The organism is Bartonella sp. TT29SHDZB (assembly GCF_042193395.1).
In the GTDB taxonomy this organism is placed as follows: domain Bacteria; phylum Pseudomonadota; class Alphaproteobacteria; order Rhizobiales; family Rhizobiaceae; genus Bartonella.
On the sequence record NZ_JBHILQ010000011.1, the window covers coordinates 53,988 to 65,313 of the forward strand.

Here is an 11,326-nt window from a genome sequence, read left to right on the forward strand (position 1 = left end):
ATTCTTGCAAAGAATTCAGTTTACGCGCGCAATACAGAATTCAACAGTCTCAACGAGAGCATTGTAAGCAAGATTTTCATTCATGGGAACAAGAGCATCAATTGCATATTTTCCATAGATGCGTGCTTGTTCTATTGTATCTGTGATACTATCATACTTTTCCATTAAGTGTTGCGCGTGTGCAAAGGATTCATCATTATTATTGCCATCTTCAAGCGCTTTTTTCCAGAAAGCTTTTTCTACCATATTTCCACGCTCATATGCGAGAATAACAGGCATTGTGATTTTTCCTTCTCTAAAATCATCCCCTATATTTTTTCCTAAGTTTTGAGCACTACCACTATAGTCAAGTGCATCATCAATCAATTGGAAAGCTAAACCTAAGGATGTTCCATATTCACGTAATGAAGAACGCTCTTTATTTCCATAGCCAGCAATAATGGGTCCTACTTCAGCGGCTGCTGAAAAAAGTGCTGCTGTTTTTGCATTGATGATTTTGAGATATTCTGAAGGGCTGGTTTTTATATTTTTTGCGGCAGAAAGTTGCATCACTTCTCCTTCAGCAATAATTGCAGCAGCGTTGGCTAAGACAGAGAGCGCTTCTATGGAACCGACATCGACCATCATTTTAAAGGCCTGACCCAACAGAAAATCACCAACAAGTACACTTGCTTGATTTCCCCAAATCATCCGTGCTGTAGATTTTCCACGTCGTAAATTACTTTCGTCAATCACATCATCGTGTAGTAATGTTGCTGTATGCATAAATTCAACAGCTGTTGCGAGTTTTATATGCCCGTCACTTTGATAACCGAACATATGAGCAGAAGCGAGCGTAATCATTGGGCGTAATCGCTTTCCACCTGATGAAATAAGATGGTTAGAAATTTCAGGGATCACCTCAACCTCTGATTTTGCCATAGAGAGAATAAATTGATTTACGCAATCCATATCTTTTTGAGTAAGATTGACAAGAGATTGAAGAGAAATTTGATTATTTCTTATTTGTTCTGGTTTGATAGCTGCACTCAATGTGTTTACTCCTAGAGTATTGCAATGGACATATATAAAATTCACTTTATTCATTAGCATAAAGGGGGTTTGGTTTTGACTCAAGCTTTTGATGTCGTTTAAAAGTGTCAGCTTGGAATGTTATTGGCAAGAAATGTTCTTTAGCGAGTGTAATCTTATTGTTATGAAATAATAAAAAATTTAAAATAGCAGCTGAATGGCAAAAACGCAGTGTATAAAGATGAACATTAGGCTTTTAAATGGATAAAGCAGCGAATCAGAGTGGTGAAACAATAGACAGTTTTCATCGCGGAAAATTTTATTTGGTTCAACCCCATAAATATGGTCATCGTTCTGGAATGGATGCAATGTTATTAGCCAGTTTGGTTCCAAGTGATTTAAAGGGCAAGGTTGTTGATTTAGGTGCAGGTGCTGGAGCTGCAGGGTTGGCTGTTGCTTCGCGTTGTCTGAAAGTTCATGTTACCTTAGTTGAACGTTCAGCTTTTATGGTATCTTACGCTCAAAAAACGCTTATGCTAAAACAAAATAAACAATTTGCTGGTCGCATTTGTTTGCTAGAAGCAGATGTTACCTTTAAAGGAAATACCCGTATAAAAGCAGGTTTGATAGATAATAGCTTTGATTTTGCGATTATGAATCCACCTTTTAATAATCCCACCGATCGTAAGACACCTGATAAACAAAAATCTGAAGCACACGTTATGCCTGAAGCGATGTTTGATAACTGGTTGCGGACTGCAGCAGCAATTGTTAAGCCAGGTGGATATTTAGGGCTCATTGCGCGTCCACAATCACTGACAGATATTTTGCGTGCTTTAGAAGGACGCTTTGGTGGTATTTGTATAATTCCTGTGCATGCACGTGCGAAAACAGCAGCAATTCGTCTTTTATTTTACGCAAAACGAGGAAGCAGAGCAGCTTTATCTATTTTACCGGCATTGGTGATACATGAAAATAATGACCATACTTTTTCACCACGGGTTGATGCAATTAATAATGGATATATAAGCTTGTGGGAACTTTTCTAATAGTATCTTGTGTTTTTTAGTTTATTATTTAAAGTTCAAACTTTGTTATTAGGGAGGTTTGACTTTGGATGAAGTTATATTTCTGCTTGTCATGTGGGGATTAATTGGCGCTTTTGGATATTATTGCGTCCTTCCTTTTTGTTATCCTTTCCTATTTAATTGTTCTTAATTTATAAGGAGATTTTGTTTTGATGGATTTTATTAAAAGTTTTATTCCACGCCGTTTTTCTTCCGATAAACTTGAAATTCCTGTGGTGCGCCTTCAAGGAGCAATTATGGATTCATCAGCATCTATATCTCGTACCCTTTCCCTCAGTAGGTGTGCAAATCTTTTAGAGAAGGCTTTCGCACACAAAAAGTCACCGGCTGTTGCCCTTATTATTAATTCTCCTGGTGGTTCACCTGTACAATCGCGTTTGATCTTCAAGCGTATTCGTGACTTGGCAGAAGAAAAAAATAAAAAGGTTCTTGTGTTTATTGAAGATATAGCAGCATCTGGTGGTTATATGATTGCTTGTGCGGGAGATGAAATTTTTGCAGATCCTTCTTCAATTGTTGGTTCCATTGGAGTGGTTTCAGCTTCCTTTGGTTTTCCGGAACTTTTGAAGAAAATTGGTATTGAACGGCGTGTATACACAGCAGGAAAGAACAAAGTTACATTAGATCCATTTCAGCCAGAAAAAAAGGCGGATATTGAGCATTTGAAATCTCTCCAACTTGAAGTGCATCAAACTTTTATTGATTTGGTTAAAGAACGGCGTGCTGAAAAATTATCAGATGATTCGAATCTCTTTACAGGAATGTTTTGGAGTGGAAAACAAAGCGTTGAGCTTGGTCTTGTTGATGGATTGAATGATGTACGTTCTGTTATTAAAGAGCGCTTTGGTAATGATGCAAAACTTCGACTTATTACGCCTCCAAAAAGTTTTTTAGGTCCTAAAACGCCTTCAGGAGTAACAGCTCATACAGTTTATACAGCAGTTGACAGTGCATTAATGGCGGCAGAAGAGCGGGCACTTTGGCAGCGTTACGGTTTGTGAGGCAACGAATCATTCGAGAAGGGTTTTTATCTAAAAACAGATGGTAGAAGAAAAAAGGCTTGAAATGATACGAATGAGAGCATGTGGTTTATTTTGTATTGAGAACTCTTCTTTATTATTTGTTTAGAAAACGAGTAAGAATATTCCAAGCTGTTTATAGGGGTGGTGCTACAAGGGATGGATAAAAAGAGCTTATTGTAAAAGAACTCTGTATAGATTAATATTACGTCATATGATATCAAATGTAAAAGCTTTGATCCAAAGACATTCTTATGTGTTTACACCCATTAAATTGAATTTAGCTTTGCATGTTGTGGGGCAACGTGCTGATGGCTATCATTTAATAGAAAGTTTGGTTTATTTTAGTCTCAGCGGTGATTGCCTACACTATGCGCCTTGTGAAAGTGACCAGTTTGTTTTAACGGGGCCATTTGCAAAAGGACTTATTTCTCATTCAGATAATTTGGTTATTCGCGCACGGGATTTTATGCATAAGACTTTTCCGGAATGTGCTCAACCTGCTTTTTTTCGACTTGTAAAAACATTACCTGTTGCTTCAGGCATTGGTGGTGGCTCAGGTGATGCCGCTGGGGTTATTAGCATGTTGCATCAACAGTGGAATCTTGATTGCCCTTATGAAAAATTAGCAAAAATGAGCTTAGTTCTTGGTGCGGATGTACCCATGTGTCTTTTTGCACTGGAATATCATCAGCCACTTTTGGTTAAAGGGATTGGTCAAAAGATTATACGACTAAAAGAAGCCTGTTCATTAGCAATAGTATTGGTTAATCATGGACAAGAGATTTCAACACAAGCTGTTTTTAAAGCGTTAGAAAAGCGTCATCATTCTTCTTTAAAAATTGATCCGGTCGCTTTAAAGACTGTTGATTCATTGGTTGAAGCTTTACAAGCAACGCGTAATGATCTTTTTTCTCCGGCATTAAAAATGGCACCTCAGTTAGCCGAAGTGTTATCTGTATTAGATGAATGTGGCTCTCTTTTTTCTCGTATGTCTGGAACGGGGGCAACTTGTTTTGGCATTTTTAAAAATCAACAAGCAGCGCAACAAGCAGCTCTTTTTATCAAATCGATGCACCCAAATTGGTTTGTAAAACCGATCATGACTTTAGGAACTATTTGAGAAATAAAAACTTTTATTTTGTCCTGATTCTATTATACATAATGAAGAGGATAACTAAAGAAATCTATTTTTTATTTTTTAAACAAAATGAATACATGCTAGAATAATTTTTTAGAAGAAAAAATGGACAATAGGATACTCTTTATCTCATGGTTTGTTTTTATCTTTTGTGTAAGAATTCGCTAAATGTTTGAAGAGCGATTTAAAACTGTAATGCTTGCAAAAAATAAACAGGCTACAGAAATAAGTGTATATTTGTTTGTATTTGTGATTTATCAAAGATGTTTAATTTGCCGCTTCAGCCAAATTTCTCGTGTGAATTGAATTTGCAGAAACAGGGTTTTTTTCATATAGCCGGTGTTGATGAAGTAGGACGAGGACCTCTCGCTGGTCCGGTGGTAACGGCAGCAGTTATCTTGGATAAAGATCATATTCCTGATGGATTAAATGATTCAAAAAAACTTTCTTTTCTTCAACGAAATAGACTTTATCATGAAATTTTGCAAAGTGCCTTAGCGGTTTCAGTTGCTAGTCTTTGTGCTCGTACAATTGATCAATCCAATATTAGACAAGCAACTTTAGAAGCAATGCGTCGCTGTATTATAGGATTAGCTATTCCAGCCCACTATGTCCTTGTTGATGGGCGTGATATTCCTTCTGAGTTGTCTTGTCCTGCAATGGCGTTGATTAAGGGCGATCAGCGTTCAGTTTCAATTGCAGCCGCATCTATTATTGCGAAAGTAACGCGTGACCGGATGATGGAATGTGCAGGACAAGTTTATAAAGGTTATGGTTTAGAGAAGCATGTAGGGTATGCAACGCTAGCGCATCGTACAGCTCTTGATAAATATGGACCAGTTATAGGGTTACATCGTTATAGTTTTGCACCACTAAAAGAGTGTAAAAAAGATAATTAAAACCACTAACTTATTACAAGAGTAAGGGGTTTTATAATCATTGATTCTATGATGTTTTTGGGGTGTCTATCCCTAATCTTTTTGAAGCTTTTTTATCACTTATTCCCCTCCATTTTTTCCAGATATAGAATCAGATATTTCTAACATGGGTTTGACTCTTATTGTTATTAACCGTGCAGCAATGATATACGATAAGGGGCGGTAATGGCAATTGTGAGTTTTAAACATAAGGGCTTAAAATTATTTTATACAACAGGTTACACAAAAGCTATTCGACCAGATCACGTAAAAAATTACGCGTTATCTTAATGGCTTTAACAAGTGCTACGACGCCCGAAATGTTGAGAGCGCCTACCTTTAAAATGCACCCTCTTAAAGGTGAACTTACAAGGTACTATTCGATATGGGTGAATGAAATTGGCGTGTTACTTTTCGCCTTATAGGAACAGATGTGGAGCTTGTTGATTATCAAGATTACCATTGGTGAAAGGAATGAAAAAAATGATGCATAACCTCGCACATCTGGGCGAAGTTCTGAAAGTAGCTTTCTTAGAAGAAATGGGGATAACAATACAAAAATTAGCTGATCATCTCCATATGACAAGAGCTTCTTTATCAAGAGTGATTAACGGACATGCTTCTATGAGTACCGAGCTTGTTGTTAAATTAGAATTAGCTGGTTTTAGTAAAGCAAAATTTTGGTTGGATATGCAAACAAACTATAATTTATGGAAAACAATGCAACAGGCACAACCATCTATTTCTCCTCTGGTTTCTGATACATCTCAAACACCGCGTTAATTTCATTAATAATTTTGATAGCAATTTAGTTTGTTAAGCGGTGGTTTGTGAGGCTAACTTTTTTGGAGCTTTTTGATTGCTCCAAGGGAAAGTTTTTACGGTCTGCACTCTTTGTATAAAGGGATGCCATTTATTTTCGGTCCAACCAAAAAGCGCTTTCATTTGTGAAACCGTAGCACCAGCATTGGCAGTACGTGTCGCTGCTAATTTTCGCAATCTGTGCGCTGATTTTTAATACCCGCCGCATTACATGCTTTACGAAAGAGGTTGTCAAAACTTTCTTTGACAAGCTTATTTCCACCTTTACCACAAATGAATGTTTCATCACCTATGGGACCAATTTTAAGGGTTTCCTCTAGTTCTGGTAAAATAGGAAGAAAAACATCTATTTTAAATTGGCTCTTTTCTGTTTTGAGATAAATGATATTATCTTTGACATCTTTCCAACCAATGCGAAGGGCATCACCACGACGCAAGCCCGTATAAAGAAGAACGTCAATCCAGACACGTTCATGGGTTTCTAAAGTTCATTTTTGATAATATTTCTCAACATCTCTTTCTGTTCAAACTGGAAATTCGTCTTTGTTTTTGAGAGGTGATCTTTTGACTCCTAAAGCTGGATTATTTTCCAAAAGACCCTGTTTAATTGCCCATTTAAAAAGTTTGTTTAGAGCTTTCAGAAAGTCTCTAGCCATTCCAAGTGTTTTTTTACGACGTTCAACACCGGCTATAATATGTTTCTTTTCAATTTCTTGGTACGGAATGTGACCTATGGTATCGCATACCTTCATAAGGATGAGTTCTTTTTGTAATTTTAGAGAAGCTACACTTATTGATACTGTTAAAATACTGTTTAATCAGCCATGCAAATGACCTTTCAACAAGTTTACGGGTTTTGGATTTAGGAATTATAAGCCCTTGTAACTCGGCAAGTGCACTTTGGTAGTTATCAACAAACTCTTGCATTCCATAGGTTCCACGTATTCTAATGCGTTGACCACGAACAATACGCACATATCGTATAATTTTACCATGGCGTGTGGTTTCTTTAACAAGATGAGGGGGCGTGGTTTTAGCATGGCAATTTCACATCTTAGAAAGTGAAGACTCGTAATATTCATATCTTTGATAAATCTAATAACTTTTCTGGATGACTAGCTTGGTTTGGTATTGGTATATCGGATTTAAGATAGATAAGCAGTTCACCGGTAGGTTTGATTCCTATGAGTTCACATCCTTGTTTTTTAGCTTCTTTTAAAGCGCGAGCAATAGCTGGTTGCGTGATGTAGGTGGGCGGTGAGGCGTGTTTATTCCCTTCATTTTAGATATGCACAATGATCAGAATATAGCGTCAATATGAAAGATTCATTTTAATTTGGTGGTATCATTTCAAATCCAGTGTCGCAAACGGTCTGAATTCGTATGAGAATGCAAAGCGTTGCGATTTTTTAAGTTCCATTTGCACGACATTATCTTCACTTAAAAAAGCATCTACTTTGTCTTTAGAAATTATGGTATCTACATAGGGTTCACTCTTATATCCAGAGATAGTGATACAAAGTTCACCTAGATTGTGAGTATTTCTTACAACTAACTGCGAATACAAAGTAGGTTTAATTTCTTACTTATACATGATTTATTGCCTCTCGCCCGTTGTGATGATTTCATGATTGATGATCTCTGCGTTTCTCTGAATAAATGATAAATGCATCACCACAGATTTCGGCTTTTCCTGCAACTTTTGCTCTGATGGAAATCAATGGACTGTCATAAATTTTAGCTTTTCCATTAATAAATGTATCACCCGAAACTTGTGCATTTTTGTAGATTTGTGCACTGGCAAAAACACGAGTATTCCAAAAAACTTGGCATAACCATAGACTTTTGCATTGTCACCAACCCAACAATACTTCTCATGAGATAAGTTATCTTAATGCTCTATAAAGCCGCCTAGGTCACCTGCTTTAATATCATCAAAGTCTCTTAGTGCAGGAATGCGGTGGAGAGTTTTGCAATCGACCTCAGTTGTTTTATCAGTCAGTTCATATTCTTTTCCATAGTTTATTTCTTCCATTGCGCACAATCCATCGGTAGCGTGAATCATGCATTACTTAAAAGTTGTTAGGAATGGGTGGGGGGGCTGGGAGGCATATGGGGCACTCCCATTTTTTAAAATATACAAATTTATTTTTTAGATGTGTTTAATTTCATATTTCCAATCAGGTAATTGAGTGAGAGTTAATGCGAGTTATCCTTGAGAGTTGTATTTTGATAATCTTCAAAAAGGCGGTCATAATCTTTTTGTGTTTTCAAATTTCTTCGTTTTTTAGAGGCAATTCCAAGTTCAGGCATATACGATATATTCAATATCAATGTTGTTTACAGCTTTCTCTAATTGTCTTTTTGAAAAACCGTATTTTCTGCTTATTGGATTTTTACGAATATCACACAAAAGTTTAATATATTTTTGATAAGCTGATTGAGATAGTCCTCAAAGGATTTTTGTTCATAGCTAATGGTAAAAAAAAACAAAAGCTCTCATCTTTAGCAGGCTGTATGATGATATGTTTGATGTTACACACGTTTATTTCTTTAGTAAATGGGTGAGGGCTCCATAAGCGCCTCTTTCCAAAAGGATAAATCCTCTAGCGATTATCATAGTGTTGTGGAGCAATCAGGCATCAAAGCGGGTGATGGCGGCTTTAATATCATAGTTAAAGACAAAACAACGCTGACCGGAGGCATCATTGCCAGCACCGCGCCGGCAGATAAAAACAGCCTGACCACAGGAAGCATTAGCACCAGTGATATAACCAACAGTGCACATGCTCAAGCTAGCAGCCAAGGGTTTAGCATTTCTGCGGGTGGTCCGATGTATCAGGGCAAATATGGTGTCGGGAAAAACATTGCTAAAAATGTCTTAGATCATTCAAAAGCTAAAGATTCAGAGGAAGGATATACCAAATCTGCCATTAGCGATGGCACCATCGTCATTACTGATGAAGCAGGGCAGAAGGCATTGACAGGGCAAGACGTGGAACAAGCCATAGCCTCCCTTAATCGTGATACTGCCACCGCCCATAAGGGTGTACAACAGCTCGATGTAGGCAAGCTGGAACAAATCGTCCATGAAAACCGTGAAATGGCAACCCAACTTTTAGAAGAAGGATTTAAATACAGTGATGACTCCTATAAAACCATGTTTATCAAAGAGCACCCCATCGCCGTGGTCGACCGTGATAAAGACGGAAATATAATCTATAAAACAGATGCAAATGGAGAGCCTATAGAAGACGCTCGTGGACAACCAATACCTCACGCACATTATTTAACGGATGAAGAAAAGCAGCATTTACAAGAGGGTGCTGATGGCAAGGTGCATGTGTCCTTTAATGGCATCTTTACTCCACCAGAGGAAGCCGCTGTTTATGCGGTTCAACATGCGGAGAATAAAAATGAACCGCTTTATTTTGTTGTGTTCCCAGAAGCCGATTCTGCTATCTCAGAACTTCTAGTCGCGGGCTATCAGAAGTTTATGGAAAATAACTTTTGGGGTTTGACCAATTCCACACAAGAAGCAAAAGATTTGATGTATAGCTATGGTCTTACAGGATTAGAACTTTATGGACATAGTCGCGGGACAATGACATTGGGGAATATGCTGAATTCTTTCAAACAAGAAGGTGTTCACGGTATAGCCAACGAAAACACGACTATCAATCTCTATGGACCAGCCTTTAATGTTTTAGTTGCATCCGGTCTGTTAGGTTATGTGAGTGATGGCAAACAAACCACTATTGGCTTTGATGGGAATAGATATGACTTTGTAAGCAGAATTATTGGTGGCAATGGCTATACCTACGGGACACTCCCTGCTGGCAGTAACGTTTGGACAGAATGGTTGAGAGTGGCTACAAATCCCATAAGTTCCCATACTTGCCTTGGAGATGCGGGTCCAAAATGTCGAGATATATATGGACTTTCCCATCGAGTACAATTCCCTTTAAGGAGGAAAAAATGAAACAAACCCTAAAATTATTAAGCGCTGTAACTTTGTTCAGTATAGCCGGATGTCAATTTAACAAACCTCCTCTAGGAGAGGTGGCAGCGTGGAAGAAACCAGGAGCAGATTTTACAGAGGTAGGAAAAGCCTTGTTAGAATGTGGAATGCCAACTCCTTATTATACTGATCCAGAAAGCAGAAAGCTAAGTAACAATGCATGGGCAACAATTCATGCTTGTATGGTTCAAGCAGGTTTCCATTATGAAAATGAACATGAGGGAGGATGGTGTTATACTTTTAGAGCCGAAAACCTTCCCATTTGTCGTCCTGGCGCTGTCATACCACAGCGCAGTGTCAAGAAGCGCTTGAACAGCCCGTTTTGTAAAAAATATAAAAATAGTCGCAAATGCCAGCCTTAAGTTTTGCTGTTTGTGATGATCAACAATCTGCCATCCTTGCCTTCGCTTGGAATGGCGCGATTGTTTCCTCACGCACATTATTTAACGGATGAAGAACAACAGAATTTACAAAAAGGTTCTGATGGCAAGGTTCATTTTTTCCTCAATGGTATTCTTACAACACCAGATGATGCAGCCCATAATGCGGTTCAGTTGGCTGATAACAAGAATGATCCGCACTATTTTCTGATGTTCCCTCATAGCGATTCGCGCTTGGTAGAGTTGTTCATTGCAGGGTATCAGTATGCTCTAGAAGGTAAGTTGGGTGTTTTGACCAATTCGACGAAGAAGTACCAGAATCTGTTGTATAGCCTTGGCAATATAGGATTGCATACTGATGCGCATAGCCGCGGCAGTATGACAGCGGGCAATGGATCGCATGATTTAGAAAAGCATGGTGTTCATGGTATAGCAAAGAAAACAACGATTAATTTCTTTGGACCAGCTTATAATACTCAAAACATGGCAGATACGTTATATATCTTAAGTGATGGAAAGCAGGATTACGTAAACTTGGAAAATCATAAAAATGACTTTGTTGGTACAAAGATTGGCAAAAATCCTTACACTTTTGAGCAAATACCTCCTGGAAGTGGTCCTTGGAAAGAAGCATGGCAAATATTTAAGGGCTACCCCAGTGTTCATGCTTGTTATGGTCATGCCGGTGATGCTTGTACATGGCGCTACGGTTCACCTAATCGTACGCCAATTTATTCAAAATATTCAGGAAGAAAAAAATGAAGAAAATCTTGAAATTATTAAGTGGTCTCATTCTGTTAAATATTGCTGGATGTAACATTGATAAGCCTGCTCCAGGGTATTTGAGTATGTGGGAGAAAAATAGTGTTACTGATTTTACGGAGATAGGAAAAGCCCTATTAGAATGTGGCATGCCAACGCCTTATG

10 protein-coding genes and 4 pseudogenes are annotated in these 11,326 nt (G+C 38.0%); 9 read left to right on the forward strand and 5 right to left on the reverse strand.

What is annotated here, in order from left to right:
- Window positions 1-15: 15 nt before the first annotated feature.
- Entirely contained in the window at window positions 16-1,092 is a 1,077-nt protein-coding gene (locus ACFIJJ_RS06495; protein ID WP_375646383.1) for a polyprenyl synthetase family protein, read from the reverse strand.
- A gap of 179 nt (window positions 1,093-1,271) precedes the next feature.
- Here ACFIJJ_RS06495 and ACFIJJ_RS06500 point away from each other — a divergent pair, with 179 nt between their 5' ends.
- From ACFIJJ_RS06500 to ACFIJJ_RS06525, 6 genes and pseudogenes are all read left to right on the forward strand, one after another.
- Window positions 1,272-2,060 carry a tRNA1(Val) (adenine(37)-N6)-methyltransferase gene (locus ACFIJJ_RS06500; RefSeq protein ID WP_375623568.1) on the forward strand — a complete coding sequence of 263 codons (789 nt, stop codon included), beginning with the start codon at window positions 1,272-1,274 and terminating at the stop codon, window positions 2,058-2,060.
- A gap of 191 nt (window positions 2,061-2,251) precedes the next feature.
- Window positions 2,252-3,100 carry a S49 family peptidase gene (locus ACFIJJ_RS06505; RefSeq protein WP_375623570.1) on the forward strand — a complete coding sequence of 283 codons (849 nt, stop codon included), beginning with the start codon at window positions 2,252-2,254 and terminating at the stop codon, window positions 3,098-3,100.
- A gap of 232 nt (window positions 3,101-3,332) precedes the next feature.
- Entirely contained in the window at window positions 3,333-4,241 is a 909-nt protein-coding gene (locus tag ACFIJJ_RS06510) for a 4-(cytidine 5'-diphospho)-2-C-methyl-D-erythritol kinase (protein ID WP_375623572.1), read from the forward strand.
- Window positions 4,242-4,522: 281 nt separating this feature from the next.
- Window positions 4,523-5,158, forward strand: coding sequence for a ribonuclease HII (locus ACFIJJ_RS06515; protein WP_375623574.1), 636 nt, complete (start codon window positions 4,523-4,525; stop codon window positions 5,156-5,158).
- Between the two features lie 204 nt (window positions 5,159-5,362).
- Window positions 5,363-5,645, forward strand: a pseudogene (locus ACFIJJ_RS06520) (type II toxin-antitoxin system RelE/ParE family toxin).
- Between the two features lie 14 nt (window positions 5,646-5,659).
- Window positions 5,660-5,959, forward strand: a complete 300-nt coding sequence (locus ACFIJJ_RS06525) for a HigA family addiction module antitoxin (protein WP_375646384.1) — start codon at window positions 5,660-5,662, stop codon at window positions 5,957-5,959.
- Window positions 5,960-6,012: 53 nt separating this feature from the next.
- On the opposite strand, the pseudogene ACFIJJ_RS06530 reads toward ACFIJJ_RS06525, so the two are convergent.
- From ACFIJJ_RS06530 to ACFIJJ_RS06545, 4 genes and pseudogenes are all read right to left on the reverse strand, one after another.
- A pseudogene (locus tag ACFIJJ_RS06530) lies at window positions 6,013-7,038 on the reverse strand (tyrosine-type recombinase/integrase).
- Window positions 7,039-7,045: 7 nt separating this feature from the next.
- Window positions 7,046-7,244: pseudogene (locus ACFIJJ_RS06535) on the reverse strand (hypothetical protein).
- Window positions 7,245-7,889: 645 nt separating this feature from the next.
- Entirely contained in the window at window positions 7,890-8,033 is a 144-nt protein-coding gene (locus ACFIJJ_RS06540) for a hypothetical protein (RefSeq protein WP_375646385.1), read from the reverse strand.
- A gap of 270 nt (window positions 8,034-8,303) precedes the next feature.
- Window positions 8,304-8,411, reverse strand: a complete 108-nt coding sequence (locus tag ACFIJJ_RS06545) for a DUF488 family protein (protein ID WP_375623578.1) — start codon at window positions 8,409-8,411, stop codon at window positions 8,304-8,306.
- 171 nt (window positions 8,412-8,582) lie between these two features.
- Here ACFIJJ_RS06545 and ACFIJJ_RS06550 point away from each other — a divergent pair.
- The 3 genes and pseudogenes from ACFIJJ_RS06550 to ACFIJJ_RS06560 form a co-directional block, all read left to right on the forward strand.
- Window positions 8,583-9,980, forward strand: a pseudogene (locus ACFIJJ_RS06550) (filamentous hemagglutinin); the annotation flags it as partial.
- Window positions 9,977-10,381: a hypothetical protein gene (locus ACFIJJ_RS06555; RefSeq protein ID WP_375639414.1), complete on the forward strand. Its 405-nt coding sequence runs from the start codon at window positions 9,977-9,979 to the stop codon at window positions 10,379-10,381. The pseudogene ACFIJJ_RS06550 and the gene ACFIJJ_RS06555, both read left to right, overlap by 4 nt.
- Window positions 10,382-10,396: 15 nt before the next feature.
- Complete coding sequence (locus ACFIJJ_RS06560) at window positions 10,397-11,161, forward strand: hypothetical protein (RefSeq protein ID WP_375646387.1); 765 nt, start codon at window positions 10,397-10,399, stop codon at window positions 11,159-11,161.
- Window positions 11,162-11,326: the final 165 nt, after the last annotated feature.

What these genes read in the sequence shown, in the direction of transcription:
- ACFIJJ_RS06540 (WP_375646385.1), bottom strand. Translation starts at nt 8,033, where the DNA reads ATGGAAGAAATAAACTATGGAAAAGAATATGAACTGACTGATAAAACA.
- ACFIJJ_RS06560 (WP_375646387.1), top strand. Translation starts at nt 10,397, where the DNA reads ATGATCAACAATCTGCCATCCTTGCCTTCGCTTGGAATGGCGCGATTG.
- ACFIJJ_RS06525 (WP_375646384.1), top strand. Translation starts at nt 5,660, where the DNA reads ATGATGCATAACCTCGCACATCTGGGCGAAGTTCTGAAAGTAGCTTTC.
- ACFIJJ_RS06510 (WP_375623572.1), top strand. Translation starts at nt 3,333, where the DNA reads ATGATATCAAATGTAAAAGCTTTGATCCAAAGACATTCTTATGTGTTT.
- ACFIJJ_RS06515 (WP_375623574.1), top strand. Translation starts at nt 4,523, where the DNA reads ATGTTTAATTTGCCGCTTCAGCCAAATTTCTCGTGTGAATTGAATTTG.
- ACFIJJ_RS06505 (WP_375623570.1), top strand. Translation starts at nt 2,252, where the DNA reads ATGGATTTTATTAAAAGTTTTATTCCACGCCGTTTTTCTTCCGATAAA.
- ACFIJJ_RS06500 (WP_375623568.1), top strand. Translation starts at nt 1,272, where the DNA reads ATGGATAAAGCAGCGAATCAGAGTGGTGAAACAATAGACAGTTTTCAT.
- ACFIJJ_RS06555 (WP_375639414.1), top strand. Translation starts at nt 9,977, where the DNA reads ATGAAACAAACCCTAAAATTATTAAGCGCTGTAACTTTGTTCAGTATA.
- ACFIJJ_RS06495 (WP_375646383.1), bottom strand. Translation starts at nt 1,092, where the DNA reads ATGCTAATGAATAAAGTGAATTTTATATATGTCCATTGCAATACTCTA.